The sequence below is a fragment of the Limosilactobacillus reuteri genome, from assembly GCF_034259105.1.
GTDB classification, from domain to species: Bacteria; Bacillota; Bacilli; order Lactobacillales; family Lactobacillaceae; genus Limosilactobacillus; species Limosilactobacillus reuteri_G.
Genome location: NZ_CP139478.1, coordinates 833,292 through 853,942 on the forward strand (window position 1 = coordinate 833,292; position 20,651 = coordinate 853,942).

Below are 20,651 nucleotides of genomic sequence, written 5' to 3' on the forward strand. Positions count from 1 at the left end.
TATATTTTTTAATGAAACAGTCAAAGGTATTAATTCCAACAAAAAAAGAGGCCCCAAGTGATGCGGAAGCCTTAAGTCATAAGATGATGATTCGTGCCGGATACATTTACCAAGTATCTGCGGGGGTATGGTCATATTTGCCATTAGCTTACCGGGTTATTCGCAAAGTAGAAAATATTATTCGTGATGAAATGGATAAGGCCGGAGCGGTTGAAATGCTTATGCCGGGACTTCTTCCAGCTGATTTGTGGAAGAAATCTGGTCGTTACGAAAGCTATGGTGATAATCTTTTCAAACTTAAAGATCGTCGTGACCGTGACTTTATTTTGGGCCCAACTCATGAAGAAACCTTTACTGAAGTATTGCGTGATAGTATTAAGTCGTACAAGAAGCTTCCATTAGTAGTTTATCAATTACAAGATAAGTTTCGTGATGAAGATCGTCCTCGGTACGGTATTCTACGTGGAAAAGAATTTGAAATGCTTGACGGTTACTCTTTCTCAGCAGATCAAGAAGGATTAGACGAAGCCTACAATAATCAAGCAAAGGCTTACCGGAACATTTTTGATCGGATTGGCTTAAACTATAAAATTATTCTCGCTGATTCGGGAACTATGGGTGGTAAGAACTCACAAGAATTCTCTGCACCTGCTGAAGTAGGAGAAGACATAATCGCTTATACTGATGGAGATTACGCTGCCAATATTGAGAAGGCTGAAAGTAAATTTACTGGTGTGCAACAAACAGCAGCTCCTGCACCAATCGAGAAGAAGGCTACTCCGGGTGCTCATACAGTGGATGAAGCTGCAGAAAGTTTAGATCTTGATCCTAATCAAGTTATTAAATCGATGCTTTACATTGCTAAAATGAGTGAAGATGAATATCAACCAGTCTTAGTATTAATGCGTGGCGACGATGAAGTTAATGAAGCAAAGGTAACAAATGCTCTTGATTGTGAAGAACTAGAATTAGCTACAGAAGAAGATGCCGAAAAGTACCTCAATGCTCATCCAGGATCACTTGGACCTGTAGGAGTAGGCGAAGAAGTAAAAATTCTTGCTGATAATTATGTTAAGGTCTTAGTTAATATGGCATGTGGTGCCAATGAAGATGATTACCACTATGTTAATGCTAATATTGATCGCGACTTCCGCGTTGATCAGTTTGGTGACTTCCGGAATGTTAAAGAAGGAGAAATTGCTCCTGATGGTCAACCGCTTAAATTTACTCCCGGAATTGAAATTGGTCATATCTTTAAGTTAGGTACTCATTACTCAAGCAAACTTGGTGCCCAAGTTCTTGATAGCAATGGTCGGTTGACAGACGTAATCATGGGAAGCTACGGTATTGGTGTAACCCGTCTATTGTCCGCCGTTGCTGAACAAAATGCTGATGAAAATGGTCTTGTCTGGCCTGATAGTATTGCTCCATTTGATGTTCACGTAATTCCGGTTAATGCGAAGAAAGAAGATCAAATGGCAATGGCTGATAAGATCGATCAACAATTAACTGAAGCTGGTTATGAGGTATTAGTAGATGACCGGAAAGAACGAGCAGGGGTTAAATTTGCTGATTCAGACTTGATTGGTATTCCAATTCGGGTTACTGTTGGTAAGAAATCTCAAGATGGTATTGTTGAAATTAAGATCCGTAAAACTGGTGAAACTGTTGAAGTTAAACAGGAAGAACTAGTAAATACGGTGGGAATTTTACTAAAGCAATTGAACGAAGAAAAAAAACAAATAATTTAAACTAATGTGGCTGCGATGTTAAGATAAGTAACGTTACTCGCACCACATTTTTAAGTAGGAGGATTAGAACGTGGGATTAAGTCGCCAAGAATTATTTGGAAAACTATTAGAACAAATTCACTTTCCGGAAAAAGACAATTCTGCATTCAGAAATGCCGCAGTTCAATCAGTTGTTGTTCATAAAAAGTCTCGGCAATGGGAATTTCACTTAATCTTTAATAAGGCTTTACCGTATGACCTATTTACGCAATTCAACCAGAGTTTACAGATAGGGTTCAAAGATATTGCTAAAGTTAGTTTAAAGATTAGTACTCCCATGACAGAACTTGATGAATCACAGATAGCTAATTATTGGCAGTTCGTCATTAATAAGGCAATTAGTGATACACCAATGCTCCAACAAGCTTGCTTACAAACGGCTCCTGAGGTTAAGGATGGGCGTGTGACACTGGTTGTCGAAAATGAGGTAATTAAAGACTTACTAGCACAGAAAGCATTAGATAAGATTGAAAAATCATACCAAGAGCTAGGATTTCCTAAATTTAGGATTCACCCGTTTGTTGACCAGTCAGCCTCGCAAGCAAAAATTGAAGAATTAAAGGCTAAACACGAGAAGGCCAATGCTGCACTTGCTGCCAAGGCGGCTGCCCGGATCAAGAAAAGTGAGGCCGCAAAGAAGACAGCAAAGAAAAGTGCACCAGTCGCCCCTGCTGATGGTCCAGTCCAACTTGGCCGGATGATTGATAGTAAGCAGAATGTTATTCAAATGAAAGACATTGAGGGTGAAGAACGGTCCGTAGTTGTTGAAGGATATGTATTTAATGCAGAAATTCGCGAACTACGCTCAGGTCGTCAGTTATTAACGTTTGAAATTACGGACTATACTTCTTCTTTTGCTGTCAAGAAATTCTCACGTAACAGCGATGAAGAAGCACAATTTGCCAATATCAAAGCAGGAATGTGGTTGAAAGTTCGCGGGCCTGTACAGGAAGATACCTGGATGCGAGACTTGGTAATCACGGCTTATGATGTTAATGAAGTAACTCATACAGCGCGTCAAGATAAAGCTCCTCAAGATGATAAACGAGTTGAACTTCATACGCATACAACGATGAGTCAGATGGATGCCACTAATTCGATTACTGAACTTGCAACTCGTGCTCATAAATGGGGACATCCAGCAATTGCGGTAACCGATCATGGGAATGTCCAGGCTTTTCCGGAAGCATTTAGCATGGCCCAAAAAACGGGCATTAAAATGCTATATGGAATGGAAGCTAATGTTGTTGATGATGGAATTCCATTGGTATATAACGAGAATCATGAAGAACTCGCTCATCAGACCTATGTCATTTTTGACGTGGAAACGACAGGGTTATCGGCAATTTATGATAAGGTAATTGAATTATCTGCAGTTAAAATGCAAGATGGAAATGTCTTAGAACGTTTTGATGAATTTATCGATCCTGGTTTCCCGTTGTCAGAACAAACAACTAATTTAACTAGTATCACCACTGAAATGGTGCAGGGTTCAAAAACTGAAGAAGAAGTTTTTCAGATGTTCAAGGACTTTTGTAAGGGCTGTATTATTGCTGGTCATAACGTTTCATTTGATATGGGCTTTATGAATACTGGCTATGAACGTCACCAAATGGGAAAAATCGCGGAACCAGTAATCGATACATTACCACTGGCGCGATTCTTATATCCTGATATGCGAGGATACCGATTAAACACGCTTAGTAAAAAATTTAAGGTAGCGTTGGAACATCACCACCGTGCTAACTATGATTCGGAAGCTACAGGACACTTGCTTTATAAGTTCTTGAAAGATGCTGAAGCCCGTTATGATGTGAAGTATGTGGATGATTTAAACAAGCATATGGAAGAAAATAATGCTTACCGTCATGCTCGGCCTTTTCATGTAACGATTTTTGCGCAGACCCAGGCTGGCTTGAAAAACTTATTTAAGTTAGTATCGCTATCAAACGTTGAATATTTCTACCGGGTACCGCGAATTCCGCGAACAGTGCTGACGAAATATCGTGAAGGACTGCTTTTGGGAACTGCTTGTTCATCGGGAGAAGTATTTACCGCAATGATGGAGAAGGGTTACGATCAAGCACTAGAAAAGGCTCGCTACTATGATTTTATTGAAGTTCAGCCCAAGCCAAACTATGCACCGTTGCTTGAACAACACGTGATTGCAGATGAAGGTCACCTCGAAGATATCCTCAAAAATATGGTCAAACTGGGGGATGAATTGGAAAAAACAGTGGTTGCCACTGGAGATGTCCATTACCTTGATCCACATGATGGAATTTACCGTAAGATCCTGATTAACTCGCAAGGTGGCGCAAACCCGTTAAATCGAACTGAGCGTCCAGAAGTTCACTTTAGAACGACTGATGAAATGCTAAATGAATTTGCTTTTCTCGGTGAAGAAAAAGCCCACGAATTAGTTGTGGAAAATAGTAATAAGATTGCAGCTGAGATTGATGACAATATTCGGCCAGTAAAAGATAAACTTTATCCACCGCATATGAAGGGAGCCGAACAGGAAATCCAAGACCGGACATGGAATACTGCGAGAAAATGGTATGGTGATCCTTTGCCACAACTAGTTCAGGACCGGATTGAATTAGAGTTGAACAGTATTGTTAAGAACGGTTTCTCTGTTCACTATTTAATTGCCCAACGACTAGTAGCTAAGTCCAATAAAGATGGATACTTAGTAGGTTCGCGGGGATCTGTTGGTTCAAGTGTGGTGGCAACGCTTTCGGGAATTACAGAAGTTAACCCGTTGCCACCACATTACCGTTGTCCAAATTGTCAATTTACCCACTTCTATACACAAGGGGAATATAGTTCAGGTTTCGATTTGCCAGATAAAAAATGTCCAAAGTGTGGCACTCTTATGGTAAAAGACGGTCATGATATTCCATTCCAAACCTTCCTTGGATTTAAGGGTAATAAGGTGCCAGATATTGATTTAAACTTCTCTGGTGACTACCAGCCAATTGCCCATAACTATATGAAAGTCTTATTCGGTGAAAAAAATGTATTCCGTGCCGGGACGATTGGTACGGTTGCCGACAAGACGGCGTATGGATATGTGAAGGCTTACGAACGAGATACAGAAAAGGAATTTAGAAAGGCAGAGGAGGATCGCTTAGCAAAAGGAGCTACTGGTGTTAAGCGAACTACTGGTCAGCACCCAGCGGGGATTATTATTGTTCCTGATGACATGGATATTTATGACTTTACACCTGTTCAGTATCCTGCTGATGATCAAACAGCTGCCTGGGAAACAACCCACTTTGATTTCCACTCGATTCACGATAATATTCTTAAAATGGATATTTTAGGGCATGATGATCCAACGATGATTCGTGCCTTGCAAGATTTATCAGGAATTGATCCTCAATCGATTCCAATGGATGATCCAGGGGTGATGGCCTTATTCTCTAGTCCTAAGGTATTGGGTGTAACTGAAGAACAAATTCAAAGTAAAACTGGTACACTAGGATTGCCGGAATTCGGGACGCGATTTGTCCGAGGGATGCTGGAGGATACTCATCCGAAAAACTACTCGCAATTACTACAAATTTCTGGTCTTTCACATGGGACTGGTGTGTGGCTAGATAATGCCCAGGAACTAATCAAACAGGGAATTGCCACTATCGCTAATGTGATTGGTTGTCGTGATAACATCATGACCGACTTAATCCACTATGGAATGGACTCAGAAATTTCTTTCCAAATTATGGAACACGTACGGAAGGGTCGCGGAATTCCAGACGAGTGGCAAGAAAAGATGCATGAAGCTAATGTTCCACAATGGTATATGGACTCATGTTTGAAGATCAAGTACATGTTCCCTCGGGCGCACGCGGCTGCTTATGTCTTGATGGCCCTGCGAATTGCTTACTTTAAGGTTTACTTCCCGTTAGTTTATTATTGTGCATTCTTCTCCGTGCGAGCAGATGACTTTGATGTAGTAGCGATGTCTCACGGTAAAGATGCGGTTAAGCAACGGATGAAAGAAATCAATGATAAGGGAAATGATGCCAGTGCAAAAGAGAAGAATCTCTTAACAATTCTTGAACTAGCTAATGAGATGCTGGAACGGGGATTTAAATTTAAGATGGTTGATATTGAAAAATCAGATGCCTCCGATTGGTTGATTGATGGTGATTCATTAATTGCACCATTCCGGGCAGTTCCTGGATTAGGACTAAACGTTGCTAAGCAAATTGTTGCCGCACGTGAAGAACGGCCATTCCTTTCTAAAGAAGATTTGGCAGAGCGCGGAAAGGTTTCGCAGACACTGATTGATTTCTTGACAGATAATCATGTATTAGATAAGCTGCCTGACGAAAATCAACTTAGCTTGTTTTAAGGAATAGTAATGAAAACATGCTTCATTGCTTGCCAGTAGCGATGGTACATGCTACAATAGATTATGGTAAATAACTCGTGGGAGTGAGCAGAGATGCTCGCTCTTTTTATTGCAAATAATGGAGGTGACACGTTTGAGCAGTGTTGTAGAAACTGTAACAGATCTTGTAACGCCGATTTTACAGGACCATGATTTTTACTTATATGACTTAGAGTTTGTAAAAGAAGGTAAAAGCTGGTACCTCCGCGTTTATATTGATAAAGACGGTGGGATTGCGCTAGAAGATTGCGCACTTGTCAGTGATGAATTAAGTGAAGCATTAGATAATGTTGAACCTGATCCAATTCCACAGGCTTACTTTTTAGAAGTTTCCTCACCAGGTGCTGAACGCCCACTGAAGAAAGAGGAAGATTATCAACGAGCAATTGACCATTATATTCACATCTCTCTTTACCAACAGATTAATGGTCAAAAGGTCTATGAGGGTACATTAACGCAATTATCTGATAAAGAAATTACGTTGGATTATTTAGATAAGACTCGTCATCGGCAAATTACGATTAATCGTCAGAAAATTGCCCAGGCCCGATTAGCGATTAAATTCTAGTATTAAAGGAGTGTCGAAAGGTGAGTAAGCCAAAAATTAACACTGAGATGATTGGCGCCCTTGATTATCTTGAAAAAGAAAAGGGTATCAAGAAAGAGATTGTTATTGAAGCGTTAGAACAAGCACTTGAATCAGCATACAAGCAAAATTACGGTGATAAGAATGTTGAAGTAGAATTCAATTCATTGACTGGTAATATTAAAGTCTACGCTGTAAAAACAATTACTGATGATGAAGAAGCAGTCGAAGCAGATAGCAACGAATTCATGAGTTTAGCTGATGCGCGGAAGCTCCCTCATGGTCAAGGCTATGAGATTGGTGATGAAATTCGCGAAGAAGTTACCCCTCGTGACTTTGGCCGGATTGCTGCCCAAACTGCTAAACAAGTGGTAATGCAACGTCTCCGTGAAGAAGAACGGAAAATCATTTACGACAAGTACAAGACTTATGAAAACGAGATTATCACTGGTGAAGTTTCACGAGAAGATAAGCGTTTCACATACGTTGATTTAGGGGATGGTGTAGAAGGTGCCATGGGCTTTAGAGATAAGATGCCTAATGAGCACTACCATGTCCATGATCGGATTCAAGTATACGTAACGAAAGTAAATGATGATCGTCGGGGACCACAAATCTTTGTTAGCCGGACTGCTCCAGAACTTTTGAAGCGATTATTTGAACGGGAAGTACCAGAAATCAAGGATGGGACTGTCTTAATCGAAAATATTGCTCGTGAAGCAGGTGATCGTGCTAAGGTTGCGGTATACTCAAATGATCCTAATGTTGATCCAGTTGGGACTTGCGTTGGTCCACGAGGTTCTCGTGTCCAAGCAATCGTTAATGAACTTGATGGCGAGAATATGGATATTGTGGAGTATGTTAAGGATCCCGCTAAGTTTATCGCTAATGCTTTGAACCCAGCAGAAGTCCTTGATGTAATCTTTAACGAAGAGAAGGCAGCAAGCAAAACTGAGGATAGCGAAGGGGAAGAAACGACTGAAGGACAAACAGAACGTTCATGCACTGTCGTTGTTCCTGATAGCCAATTATCCTTAGCCATCGGTAAGCGGGGACAAAATGCTCGTCTCGCTGCTCGTTTGACTAAGTACAAGATTGATATCAAGTCTGAATCTGAAATGGCGGAAAATGATCAAGAATCTGAAGAAGTAGCTGATTCAGAAGAAAATATTGACAATAACGAAGAATAACTAAAAATTAAGCAGCGGGGTGAAAATAATGAAAAAGAGAAAAATACCGATGCGTAAAGACATTGTTACCGGTGAAATGATGCCCAAACGGCAATTAATTCGGGTAGTTAAGAATAAGAAAAATGAAGTATCCTTAGACCCAACCGGTAAGAAGCCTGGTCGTGGAGCATATGTTGCAGTAGATGTGGATATTGCAAAGCGCGCCAAGAAAGAAAAAACTTTTGAAAAAGCTTTTCACGTTCAACTTGATGAATCATTTTATGATGAATTAATCAAGTATGCAGACCACCTACAGGCACGACAAGAGTTATTTGGTAATGATCAAAAATAAAGAACAGGTCTTAAACCTCCTTGGAATCGCTCGGCGCGCCCGGCAACTTCAAAGTGGGGAAGAGATTGTCTTAAAAAATATTCAAACTAAGAAGGCAAAGTTTGTGTTCCTAGCTTCAGATGCTGGAAAGGCTAGTGCAAAAAAGATTACTGATAAATGTAAGTTTTATGGCATTCCTTTTTCAACAGATTTTACTAGAGAACAGCTTAGCCAGGCAACAGGGCAAGCACGAACAGTTTTTTGTGTAATGCAATCAGGTTTTGCAAGAAAGTTTGAGGAACTACTAACTATGAGATAAGGAGTGTGAGCATATGGCCAAAGAACGAATTTATGAATTAGCTAAGGAATTAAAAATGCCTAGCAAAGACTTAGTTAATATGGCCAATCGGCAAGGAATGGGAGTTAAAAGTCACATGTCTTCTGTTACCCCAGATCAAGCGCAACAATTACGTCAACTTGCAAAGGGTGGACAAAAAACAACTAATAATCAACACCAACCAGTAAAGAAAAATGATGGTCACAATAAGCAAAATAACCATCAAGCACAAAATCATAATCAACACCATGATCATGATAAAACTCAAAATGAGCGTCCACAAAAGAAAAACAATAGCCGGCCAAACAATGGAACAAAAGAAAATAATCAACACCAAAACAACGGTGGTCGGTTTGGCGGCAGCTTGAATAACGATCAAGGCCGTAATGGAAAACGCTTTAATAAGAAAAATAAGAAGAACAAGAAACACAATAAGAACAAGCGGTTACGTGAGGTAGCTCATAAGCAACCAACACAACGAAAAGATAAGCCGCTTCCAGAAGTATTAGAATATACTGATGGGATGAATGCCCAAGACTTAGGAAAGATCCTACACCGTTCACCAGCAGAAATCGTTAAAAAGTTATTTATGCTTGGTGTAGTGATCAACCAAAATCAGTCACTTGATAAGGATACAATTGAATTATTAGCAACTGATTACGGTATTGAGGCTAAGGAAAAAGTTCAAGTTGATGTTTCAGACATTGATAAGATGTTTGAAGATGAACAAAATAATACTGAACATCAAGTAATGCGGCCAGCTGTTGTTACCGTTATGGGACACGTTGACCATGGTAAGACAACCTTGCTTGATAAGTTACGGCACTCTCATGTTACTGAACATGAAGCGGGGGGGATCACCCAGGAAATTGGTGCTTACCAAGTTCACTATAACGATCAATTAATTACGTTCCTTGATACGCCAGGACACGCTGCCTTTACTGAAATGCGTGCACGAGGAGCTAATATTACTGATATCACGGTCCTCGTTGTTGCAGCTGATGATGGAGTTATGCCACAGACAGTTGAAGCTATTCACCACGCGCAAGCTGCCCAGACACCAATCATTGTTGCAGTGAACAAGATTGATAAGCCAGGTGCAAATCCAGATCGTGTAACTGAAGAATTAGCAAAGTATAACTTGATTCCTGAAGACTGGGGTGGAGATACGATTTTTGTTAAGATTTCTGCTAAATTTGGCAAGAATCTTGATGAATTGCTTGATATGATTCTACTCCAAGCTGAAATGCTGGAATTGAAGGCTAATCCAGATCAAAATGCGGCTGGATCAGTTGTTGAAGCCCGTCTTGATCAAGGTCGGGGATCAGTTGCTACTGTTTTAGTTCAACAAGGTACTCTTCATGTTGGGGACCCAATTGTTGTTGGTAACACATTTGGTCGTGTGCGGACAATGACAAATGAAAATGGTCGTCGGATTAAAGAAGCTACCCCATCTACTCCTGTTGAGATTACTGGGCTAAATGAAGTACCAGAAGCTGGGGACCGGTTCGTTGTCTTTGATGATGAAAAGACTGCCCGTGCAGCAGGTGAAGAACGGGCTAAACGTGCCATGGATAAGGAACGTCAAAAGACTTCTCACGTTACATTAGACAACCTTTTTGCTACTATGAAGAAGGGGCAAATGAAGACCTTACCAATTATCATTAAAGCCGATGTTCAAGGATCAGTTGAAGCTTTAAGTCAAAGTCTTCAAAAGATTAGAGTTGACGGTGTTCGTGTTGATATTATTCATCAAGCCGTTGGTGCTATTAATCAAAGTGATGTTACCTTAGCTGAAGCATCTAATGCGGTTATCATTGGCTTTAATGTCCGTCCAACTGCCGTAGCTAAGACATTGGCTGATTCTAATAGTATTGATATCCGTCTTCACCGTGTCATTTACGATGCAATTGAAGAAGTTGAAGATGCGATGAAAGGGATGCTTGAACCGGTATACAAGGAAGAAACAATTGGTCAAGTAGAAGTTCGTCAAATCTATAAGGCATCAAAGGTTGGTACAATTGCCGGGGGAATGGTTACATCCGGTAAGATCACTCGTGATGCAAAGGTTCGCTTAGTTCGTGATGGCGTTGTTATTTACGAAGGTGAATTAGGTAGTCTTAAGCGCTTCAAAGATGATGTCAAAGAAGTTAAGCAGGGTTACGAATGTGGTTTGACAATCGAAAACTACAATGACATTAAGGAAATGGATGTTATTGAAGCCTACAAGATGAAAGAAGTTCCAGTTAAGTAAAAGCTGAGGAGAGATAAAGATGCCAAGTAAACAATATCGAGTAGATCGTTTAGCTCAAGAAATTCAAAAAGATGTTGATGAAATCTTGTTAAAACGTGTTCGTGATCCACGTGTACAAAACGTTACAATTACAGGTGTGGATGTTACTGGTGATCTCCAGCAAGCAACTATCTATTATAGTATCTTGTCAGATCTTGCTTCTGATGCCGAAAAGGCACAGGCTGGATTAGATAAGGCGACTGGGTTAATTCGTAGTGAATTAGGCGCACGTCTTAATATTTTTAAGACTCCAGAAATAAAATTTGTAAGAGACCCATCAGTTGCTTACGGTAGTCGAATTGATCAACTCATTAACGACTTACACAAAAAAGAAAAATAATTAGCAAAAAGGGAGTGAGACAGAAGCTACTTGTGAGTTCGTTTTTCGACGCAAAGCTAGCCTCTGTGAGCCCCCGCAAGCAACAATAGGCCTCCAACGTTCGGTTTTCCGAGCGATGGAGGCCATTGTTGTAGTGCGTTATTTGTCTTTTGTGAAAGTAACTTGACTTATATCACAGCCCCTTGGAGGAATAACGATGGATGGAATAATACCCTTATATAAAGAACGTGGGATGACTAGTTTTGCCTGTGTTAGTCGACTACGACAAATTTTAAAAACTAAAAAGATTGGTCATTCAGGGACGCTTGACCCAGGTGTAGCAGGCGTTTTACCAATTTGTGTTGGAAATGCTACCAAAGTTGTTGACTATTTGATGCAATCAGGAAAACAATATCAAGGTGAGCTTTTAATTGGGTTTGCGACTACTACCCAAGACCTTGATGGAGACAAAATTGAAGAAAAAGTAGTTACAGATGAAATTCCCACTAGTGAAATATTAGCAGCTATGAATTCATTAACGGGGACAATAATACAAATCCCACCGATGTATTCGGCTGTAAAAGTAAATGGAAAAAAGCTTTATGAATATGCAAGAGCTGGTGAAACTGTTGAACGGCCCAAACGACAAGTAACTATTAGTAAATTTGAATTACTGAGCTCAAAGTATGATGAGAAAAATAAACAACAACGAATCCGCTTTAATGTTGAATGTAGTAAGGGTACTTACATTCGGACACTTGTTGTTGACCTTGCCCATAAATTAGGGTATCCAGGAGTAATGAGTTTGTTAACGCGGTTGAAGAGCGGAGGCTTTACTCTTGATCAGACTTTAAGTTTAGACGACGTTCGCGATGCTGTTGCAACCCAAACTCTCCAGCAATACTTGTATCCTTTAGATTATGCTTTAAAAGACTATCCACAATTAACGATTCAAGTAGCTCAATGGAAAAAGGTTCAAAATGGGGGATGGTTTTCTCCAAGTGAACTTAATACTAGCGAGAAGGAAATTGTGTTATCATTTGATGGACAAGTAAAAGCACTGTATCATTTTGATCCGAAAAATAAAATGTATAAGCCAACTAAAATGTTTGCAGTTAATTGAGGAGTGTAGGAGTTGCAAGTTATAAAAATTCACCATCCTTTGGAAAAAAGACTAATTCCTGCGGGACCAATTGTACTTGCAATGGGTTTCTTTGATGGTGTTCATCGGGGACATCAGGCAGTAATCAAACGTGCCCGTGAAATTGCCCGTGAAAAAGGATTGCCATTAGTAGTTTTGACGTATGATCATGCTCCAGGAATTGTTTATCGTCAATATAAGGGCGGCTTTAAATATCTATCAACGGTCGATAGGAAGCTTGAGTTATTAAATGACCTTGATGTCGATCGGGTTTATTTAATAAGCTTTACCTCGTCTTTTTCAAGTCTTTCTCCTCAGCAATTTGTTGATGAGTATTTGGTAGGTTTTCATGCTCAAACGGTCGTAGCAGGTTTTGATCATACTTATGGAAAAGAAGATATTGCATCAATGAAGTTGCTTCCTAAGTATGCAGCGGGACGGTTTGAAGTTGTAACTGTGCCCAAATTTACTGAGGATGGAAGTCAAGAAAAGGTCGGTTCGCGAGAAATTCGGAAATTAATTGATGCTGGTAATGTAGAAGCAGCCAACCAAGCACTAGGGTATCCTTATCAAACAACTGGCTTAGTAGTTCATGGCTTAGCTCGTGGACGAACACTTGGTTTTCCTACAATCAATGTTGAGCATCCAGAAGAGGAGCGAATTCCTGGGATTGGGGTCTATGCTGTCAAAGTTAAGCTCGGTAAGAAGTGGTATGACGGCATGGCAAGTGTTGGCCATAACATAACATTTGGCGATGCTAATCAATTAACGGTTGAGATTAATCTATTTGATTTTCAACAAATGGTGTATGGTGAAGAAGTAGTTGTGCGCTGGTATCAGTACCTTCGTGGCGAAGAAAAGTTCACGGGAGCGGATGCATTAGTAGCACAGATGAAGCAAGATGAACAAAACGCCCGTTGTATTTTAGAAAAATATAAATAAAAGAGGTTTAGATTGATCTTTCGTGGCAATTTCGCCACCAAGATTCATCAAACCTCTTTTTTAATGCCGACTTCCCCGATGACTGGTAGTCTGGTTAATTTTATGAATATTTCGTTCAAATTTGAATCCGCCATCAGTCACTAATTTGAAATGCCGCATTTTCCCGTTAAAAGGCTGGCCGTTTAAGCGTACTGTTGTCCAGTTACGCATAATTTCGGTCATGGAAGCAAGTGCCTTAAGTTGATTAGGATTGTTCTCCTTAATTGCTTCGTCTTTAATATCTGACTGCAAGCGATAGATTAGGTTGTTATGGTATTCTAATAGTTCATTCGTTAGGGGCGCATTGCGGTATTTATTAAATAACTTCTGAATTAATAACATTGCTTCTTGAGTATTCTGAGGTTGAATATAGCGATGTTCTTTATGTTTCATGGATAAAGCTCCTTTTAAAAATATTTGACGTTTCTTGACTTTTAGGGGAGTAATTGGTATATTATACAGTGTGTTTAGCACTTGACCCTAATGAGTGCTAAAAGGGGAAGTGATATACGATGCTAACACAACGACAGAAAAAGATTCTGCAAGCGATTGTACGTCAATACACATCAACTGGTCAACCGGTTGGATCAAAACATTTAGTAGAAAAGTTGCCTTTTAAGGTCAGTTCAGCAACTGTCCGTAATGAGATGGCGGTTTTAGAGGACAATGATTTGATCTTAAAAGAGCACTCTTCATCAGGCCGGATTCCATCGAAACGAGGTTACCGTTATTATGTTGATAATTTGCTTGATCCACAAGCAGTTACTGATAATGACCTGGTAGTAATTCAAAACTCACTTGGAACCGGTTTTCAAAAGATTGACGAGATTATTTCACATTCAGCAGATATCTTATCAAACTTAACTTCATATACTGCTTTTACATTAAAGCCTGAGCAAGAAAGTGTTCGTTTGAGTGGCTTTCGCGTTGTACCACTGGGGAATCATAAGGTTATTGCGATCTTGGTTACCGATAGCGGTGAGGTTGAAAATCAGTCATTCACTTTGCCGCCGGACATTGACACAGATGCAATGCAGGCAGTAATTAGAATGATTAATGATCAATTAGTTGGTTTACCGCTATCAGAAGTGGTAAAACGACTAAAAGATGATATCCCACTCCAGATTCTGCATTATATGCATAGTCCCGATGGTTTCCTTGACATTTTTGATAATGTCTTATCTCAAGCAGCACGGGAGCGGTTTTTCGTTGGTGGTCGATTGAACTTACTGGATTTTGCAAGTACTCATGATCCTCACGCAATCCAATCACTGTATGGCTTGTTAGATAAGAACGACAACTTATCGAATATCTTGGATTCGACACTTACCTCAGATAATGGAGTTAATGTTAAAATCGGTCAAGAAATCTCTAAGAATAAGCTTCTTGATGACTATAGCTTGATTACTGCAAGTTATAATGTTGAACAATATGGACGAGGAATTATTGCAGTTTTTGGTCCAACAAGGATGCCTTATTCACGGACGATTGGAATTGTAAATGCCTTTCGCCAAGAATTAGCAAAACGGCTATTAGATTTCTACCGTCACTATTATGATTCATAGGAGGCGAGTTAATTGGCCAAGGAAAAACAAGAAGAACAACAAAAACAAACTGCGCCTGAAAATGAAAAGGCACCTAAAAAAGATATAAAAAAAGAGGCTTCAGATAAGAAAGATGATCAAACTTCTAAATTAAAAGAAGAGATCGCTGACTTAAAGAAGCAGCTCGCTGATAAAGATGACAAATATTTACGAGCAGAAGCAGAAATTCAAAATATGACTAATCGTTTTAATAAAGAACGGGCTCAAATCCTTAAATATGATGGTCAGGATTTAGCAAAGTCAATTTTACCAGTGCTTGATAACCTTAAACGGGCATTAGCAATTGAAGTTGTAGACGATAATGGCAAGCAACTTAAAAAGGGCATTCAAATGGTCCATGATCACCTTGTAAAGGCATTAAATGATCATGGCATCACTGAAATCAAATCTGATGGTGAAACATTTGATCCTACTCTTCACCAAGCAGTTCAAACTGTTCCGGTCGAAGAAGGTCAGAAGCCTGAAACTGTTGTTAATGTTCTTCAAGCAGGATATCAACTCAAAGACCGGGTATTACGCCCAGCAATGGTTGTTGTAGCTCAATAAATTTGTGAGAGAAGGAAATAAATTATGGCAAGTAATAAGATTATTGGTATTGATTTAGGTACTACTAACTCTGCGGTTGCTGTTATGGAAGGTAATGAACCTAAGATTATCACCAACCCAGAAGGAAGTCGGACAACACCATCTGTTGTTTCATTTAAGAATGGTGAAACTCAAGTTGGAGAAGTAGCAAAGCGTCAGGCAATTACTAATCCTAACACTATTTCATCAATCAAGAGTCACATGGGTGAGGCAGGATACACTGTTGAAGTTGATGGTAAGAAATATACTCCACAAGAAATTTCAGCAATGATTTTGCAATACCTTAAGAAATATGCTGAAGATTACATTGGTGATACTGTTACTCAAGCAGTTATCACTGTTCCTGCATACTTCAACGATGCTCAACGTCAAGCTACTAAGGATGCCGGTAAAATTGCGGGCCTTGATGTTAAGCGGATTATTAACGAACCTACTGCTTCATCATTAGCATACGGTCTTGATAAGAAGGACAAAGATGAAAAGATCCTTGTTTATGACCTTGGTGGTGGTACATTCGATGTTTCCATCCTTGAATTAGGTGACGGTGTCTTCCAAGTTCTCTCTACTAATGGTGATACTCATTTAGGTGGGGATGACTTTGACCAAAAGATTATGGATTGGTTAATCGATGGCTTTAAGGAAGAACACGGTGTTGATCTTTCTCAAGACAAGATGGCTCTTCAACGTTTGAAGGATGCTGCTGAAAAGGCTAAGAAAGACTTGTCAGGTGTTCAAGAAGCGCAAATCAGCTTACCATTTATTTCAGCTGGTGAAAACGGCCCATTGCACTTGGAAAAGACATTAAGTCGGGCACAATTTAACCAATTAACTAATGACTTAGTTGAACGGACAAAGCAACCGGTATTGAATGCTTTGAAAGATGCTGATCTTACTTTCGATGACATTGATGAGGTTATCTTAAATGGTGGATCTACTCGTATTCCTGCCGTTCAAGAAATGGTTAAGGAATTAACTGGTAAGGAACCTAACCACTCAATTAATCCTGACGAAGCCGTTGCTCTTGGTGCAGCTATTCAAGGTGGGGTTCTTACTGGTGATGTTAAGGATGTCGTATTGCTTGATGTTACTCCACTTTCACTTGGTATTGAAACTATGGGTGGTGTCTTCACTAAGTTGATTGACCGTAACACAACTATTCCTACTTCAAAGAGCCAAATCTTCTCAACTGCTGCTGATAACCAACCAGCTGTTGACATTCACGTTCTTCAAGGTGAACGTCCAATGGCAGCAGATAATAAGACTTTGGGTAACTTCCAACTAACTGATATTCCTGCTGCTCCTCGTGGTGTTCCTCAAATCAAAGTTACATTTGATATCGATAAGAACGGTATTGTTAATGTTTCTGCTGAAGATCAAGGAACTCACAAGAAGCAAAACATCACTATCAAGTCTAACTCAGGCTTAAGTGATGAAGAAATTGAACGGATGAAGAAGGATGCTGAAGAGCATGCTGAAGCCGACAAGAAGAAGAAGGAAGAAGTTGACTTAAAGAATGAAGTTGACCAAGAACTCTTCCAAGTTGATAAGACTTTGAAGGAAGTTAAGGGTAAAGTTCCTGAAGATGATATCAAGAAGGCTGAAAGTGCTCGTGACGAATTAAAGAAGGCTAAAGAAAGCGGCAACCTTGATGAAATGAAAGCTAAGAAGGATGCTTTGAACAAAGTTATTCAAGACCTTAGCGTAAAGCTTTACCAACAAGCTCAAGGTGCACAAGGTGGCGCTGCTAATGGTCAACCTGGTGATAACCAACAAAATGGTAATGACAACGGTAATGATGACAATACTGTTGATGGTGATTTTAAGGACGTTACACCAGACGACAAGAAATAGCCTGCGGTAAACAGTCTTAAAATGTTAGTGTAAAAGCCAAAGGCCAGAAAAAAGGACTTTGGCTTTTACTTTCGTTTGCTGGCTGTGGTATAACTAAACAAGCAATAAAGTAATGAGGTATTTATTATATGGCAGAACAAGATTATTATGACATTTTAGGTGTCTCTAAGGATGCATCCGAAAAAGACATCAAGCGTGCATATCGTCGGCTTGCGGCAAAATACCACCCAGATGTTAACCACGAGCCTGGTGCAGAAGAAAAGTTTAAGAAGATTAATGAAGCATATGAGACATTAAGTGATAGTCAAAAACGTGCTCAATATGATCAATTTGGTTCAGCTGGCCCACAAGATGCTGGCGGTCAAGGCTTTGGCCGCTTTGGCGGCTTTGGTGGTGGTCAAGCTTATTCTAACTTTGGCGGCGGCTTTGACGACATCTTTAGTCAATTCTTTGGTGGCGGCGGTCGTACTCGTCGGGACCCAACAGCCCCGCGTCAAGGACGTGATTTACAATATGCAATGACTCTTGATTTTATGGATGCGGTTTTTGGTAAAACAACTACTATCAAGTATGACCGTGATGCAGAATGTAAGACTTGTCATGGAACCGGAGCAAAGCCTGGTAAATCGCCAATAACTTGTCCACGGTGTCATGGTGCCGGCGTGATTACGAGTGTTCGTCAAACACCACTAGGCAATATGCAAACTCAAACCACTTGTCCAGAATGTAATGGAACTGGAAAGATTATTAAGCCAGAAGATCGTTGTGATACTTGCCATGGTGCAGGACATGTTCACGAACGTCATGAGCTAGAAGTGAAGGTGCCTGCCGGTGTTGATGATGGTCAACAAATGCGGCTCCAACACCAAGGAGACGCTGGTGAGAACGGTGGCCCAGCCGGAGATTTGTATATTGTCTTCCGGGTAACACCAAGTCGAGAATTCCGTCGTGACGGTTCAACAATTTACGTTGATCGTGATATTTCGTTTGCTCAAGCAGCCTTGGGAGACGAAGTAAAAGTTAAAACGGTTCATGGTGATGTCAACCTTAAAATTCCTGCCGGAACCCAATCAGAAACTAATTTCCGCTTGCGTGGCAAAGGTGTTCCACATCTTAACGGTAATGGTAACGGGGATGAACACGTTACTGTCCATGTTAAGACACCTAAGAGCCTTAACAAGCGTCAGCGTGAAGCAATGTTAGCTTTTGCGGCTGCTAGTGGTGAAGATGTTAAGGGTGTGAAGAAGACAGTTCTTGATAAGTTACGTGATGCCTTTGAGGATAAGTAAATAATTTTTATGAAGCAGGAAAAGCTTAATATTTTTCCTGCTTTTTGTATATCTAGTAGAAGATTTCCCATTCTAAACGAGGATTTGGTATACTAGATAAAGAATATTCGTTGAAAGTGAGTCTTTTTAAATGAACCTAGAAGAAATGAAAGAGCGACAAAAACACATTCGGAATTTCTCGATTGTTGCCCACATTGACCATGGAAAATCAACGCTTGCTGATCGTATTTTAGAAATGACTGATTCAATCAGCAAACGTGAAATGAAAAACCAGATTCTTGATGATATGCCTCTAGAACGTGAACGGGGCATTACAATCAAATTAAATGCCGTCGCCTTGACATATCATGCTAAAGACGGTGAAGATTACATTTTCCATTTAATCGATACACCAGGCCACGTCGATTTTTCTTATGAAGTATCACGGTCTCTTGCTGCCTGTGAAGGTGCCGTCTTAGTGGTCGATGCAACGCAAGGGGTAGAAGCACAGACCCTTGCTAACGTCTTTTTAGCGCTTGACAATGACCTTGAGATCTTACCTGTTATCAATAAGATCGATTTACCTTCTGCTGATCCTGAGGGTACTAAGAAACAGATTGAAGACGAGATTGGTTTAGATACTGATGAGGCAGTTGATATTAGTGCTAAGACTGGAATGGGCGTTGATGAAGTCCTTGAAAAAATCGTTAAGGATGTCCCAGCACCAACAGGAGATTTAACTGCGCCGTTAAAAGCCCTTATCTTTGATTCAAAGTATGATGATTATCGGGGCGTGGTTCTTAGTGTCCGGGTTGTTGAAGGAACGGTTAAAAAAGGTGACCGAATTAAGTTAATGAACGGTGGTACCGAATATGAAGTTGCTGAAGTAGGAATTAACTCTCCTAAACCATTGGCACGTGATGTATTGATGGCTGGGGATGTAGGTTATATTACCGCGGCAATTAAAGACATTAAAGATACTCGGGTCGGTGATACGGTTACAAGTGCAGATAATCCTACAGATAAGCCGTTAGAAGGATATCGGCAAATGACGCCAATGGTATATGCTGGACTTTATCCAACTGATAATGCTAAATTTAATGATTTACGTGATGCGTTGGAAAAGCTTCAACTTAATGATGCAGCATTAACCTTTGAACCGGAATCATCGCAAGCATTGGGATTTGGATTCCGTTGTGGTTTCTTAGGATTACTTCACATGGACGTTATTCAAGAACGACTTGAACGTGAATTTAATCTTGATTTAATCACAACTGCACCATCTGTTACTTACCATGTTGAATTAGCGGATGGGACAACAAAAGAAGTGGAAAATCCAGCTGAAATGCCAGACGCTTCTTCCATTAAAGCGATTAAGGAACCATATGTCCGCGCTTCAATCATGGTACCCAATGATTATGTTGGCCCAGTAATGGAGCTTTGCCAACGGAAACGGGGAGACTTTGATACGATGGAATATCTAAGTGATACCCGGGTAAACGTTATTTATCATATTCCGCTGTCAGAAATTATTTTTGACTTCTTTGACAAGTTAAAGAGTTCTACACGGGGATACGCTTCCTTAGATTATGAAATTGATGGTTACCGGCCAAGTAATTTGGTTAAGATTGACATCTTGCTCAATGGCGATAAGGTGGATGCATTGAGCTTTATTGCTCACCGTGACTTTGCGGCAGAACGTGGTCGGGAAATTACTGCTAAGTTAAAGAAGATTATTCCACGGCAAAACTTTGAAATCCCAATTCAAGCAGCAATAGGCTCAAAAATTATTGCCCGGACCAATATTAAAGCCTACCGAAAAGACGTTACTGCCCGTATTCATACAGGGGATCCAGACCGGCGTGCTAAATTATTAGATAAGCAGAAACGTGGGAAGAAACGGATGAAGGCTGTCGGAAAAGTTGATATTCCTCAGGCCGCCTTTATGGCCGTTTTGAAGACCGATGAGCAATTGGATGAGAAGTAAATGTTGA

At 40.2% G+C, this 20,651-nt stretch carries 16 protein-coding genes; 15 read left to right on the forward strand and 1 reads right to left on the reverse strand.

Annotated elements, in window-relative coordinates:
- Positions 1-11: 11 nt before the first annotated feature.
- The 10 genes from SH603_RS05030 (at position 12) to ribF (ending at position 13,310) form a co-directional block, all read left to right on the forward strand.
- Positions 12-1,751, forward strand: coding sequence for a proline--tRNA ligase (locus SH603_RS05030; RefSeq protein WP_321534159.1), 1,740 nt, complete (start codon positions 12-14; stop codon positions 1,749-1,751).
- 70 nt (positions 1,752-1,821) lie between these two features.
- Positions 1,822-6,153: a PolC-type DNA polymerase III gene (locus SH603_RS05035; protein WP_321534160.1), complete on the forward strand. Its 4,332-nt coding sequence runs from the start codon at positions 1,822-1,824 to the stop codon at positions 6,151-6,153.
- A gap of 133 nt (positions 6,154-6,286) precedes the next feature.
- On the forward strand, positions 6,287-6,760 hold the full coding sequence (rimP, locus tag SH603_RS05040) for a ribosome maturation factor RimP (protein ID WP_169472729.1): 474 nt from the start codon (positions 6,287-6,289) through the stop codon (positions 6,758-6,760).
- Positions 6,761-6,780: 20 nt separating this feature from the next.
- On the forward strand, positions 6,781-7,968 hold the full coding sequence (gene nusA, locus SH603_RS05045) for a transcription termination factor NusA (RefSeq protein ID WP_169471051.1): 1,188 nt from the start codon (positions 6,781-6,783) through the stop codon (positions 7,966-7,968).
- A 28-nt stretch (positions 7,969-7,996) separates the two neighbouring features.
- Entirely contained in the window at positions 7,997-8,299 is a 303-nt protein-coding gene (gene rnpM, locus SH603_RS05050; protein ID WP_321534161.1) for an RNase P modulator RnpM, read from the forward strand.
- A complete protein-coding gene (locus SH603_RS05055; protein WP_003665798.1) occupies positions 8,286-8,597 on the forward strand; it encodes a L7Ae/L30e/S12e/Gadd45 family ribosomal protein in 312 nt (103 codons plus the stop codon). Before rnpM ends, SH603_RS05055 begins: the two co-directional genes overlap by 14 nt.
- 13 nt (positions 8,598-8,610) lie before the next feature.
- Positions 8,611-10,869 (forward strand): translation initiation factor IF-2, encoded by a 2,259-nt coding sequence (gene infB, locus SH603_RS05060; protein WP_321534162.1) that lies wholly within the window; start codon positions 8,611-8,613, stop codon positions 10,867-10,869.
- A 19-nt stretch (positions 10,870-10,888) separates the two neighbouring features.
- Positions 10,889-11,248 (forward strand): 30S ribosome-binding factor RbfA, encoded by a 360-nt coding sequence (gene rbfA, locus SH603_RS05065; protein WP_003665800.1) that lies wholly within the window; start codon positions 10,889-10,891, stop codon positions 11,246-11,248.
- Between the two features lie 196 nt (positions 11,249-11,444).
- Positions 11,445-12,350, forward strand: a complete 906-nt coding sequence (truB, locus tag SH603_RS05070) for a tRNA pseudouridine(55) synthase TruB (protein WP_169471049.1) — start codon at positions 11,445-11,447, stop codon at positions 12,348-12,350.
- A 12-nt stretch (positions 12,351-12,362) separates the two neighbouring features.
- Positions 12,363-13,310: a riboflavin biosynthesis protein RibF gene (ribF, locus tag SH603_RS05075; RefSeq protein ID WP_169472726.1), complete on the forward strand. Its 948-nt coding sequence runs from the start codon at positions 12,363-12,365 to the stop codon at positions 13,308-13,310.
- Between the two features lie 60 nt (positions 13,311-13,370).
- Here the strand turns inward: ribF and SH603_RS05080 are convergent, their stop codons facing one another.
- Complete coding sequence (locus tag SH603_RS05080) at positions 13,371-13,742, reverse strand: hypothetical protein (protein WP_003668175.1); 372 nt, start codon at positions 13,740-13,742, stop codon at positions 13,371-13,373.
- 119 nt (positions 13,743-13,861) lie between these two features.
- On the opposite strand from SH603_RS05080, the gene hrcA reads away from it, so the two are divergent.
- From hrcA to lepA, 5 genes are all read left to right on the forward strand, one after another.
- Positions 13,862-14,914 (forward strand): heat-inducible transcriptional repressor HrcA, encoded by a 1,053-nt coding sequence (hrcA, locus tag SH603_RS05085; protein WP_321534163.1) that lies wholly within the window; start codon positions 13,862-13,864, stop codon positions 14,912-14,914.
- Positions 14,915-14,926: 12 nt separating this feature from the next.
- Positions 14,927-15,499 (forward strand): nucleotide exchange factor GrpE, encoded by a 573-nt coding sequence (grpE, locus tag SH603_RS05090; protein ID WP_169471046.1) that lies wholly within the window; start codon positions 14,927-14,929, stop codon positions 15,497-15,499.
- Between the two features lie 24 nt (positions 15,500-15,523).
- Positions 15,524-17,389: a molecular chaperone DnaK gene (gene dnaK / locus SH603_RS05095; protein WP_003674311.1), complete on the forward strand. Its 1,866-nt coding sequence runs from the start codon at positions 15,524-15,526 to the stop codon at positions 17,387-17,389.
- Between the two features lie 128 nt (positions 17,390-17,517).
- Positions 17,518-18,678, forward strand: a complete 1,161-nt coding sequence (gene dnaJ, locus SH603_RS05100; protein ID WP_321534164.1) for a molecular chaperone DnaJ — start codon at positions 17,518-17,520, stop codon at positions 18,676-18,678.
- A 130-nt stretch (positions 18,679-18,808) separates the two neighbouring features.
- Positions 18,809-20,644 (forward strand): translation elongation factor 4, encoded by a 1,836-nt coding sequence (gene lepA, locus SH603_RS05105; protein WP_003665812.1) that lies wholly within the window; start codon positions 18,809-18,811, stop codon positions 20,642-20,644.
- The last annotated feature ends 7 nt before the right edge of the window (positions 20,645-20,651 follow it).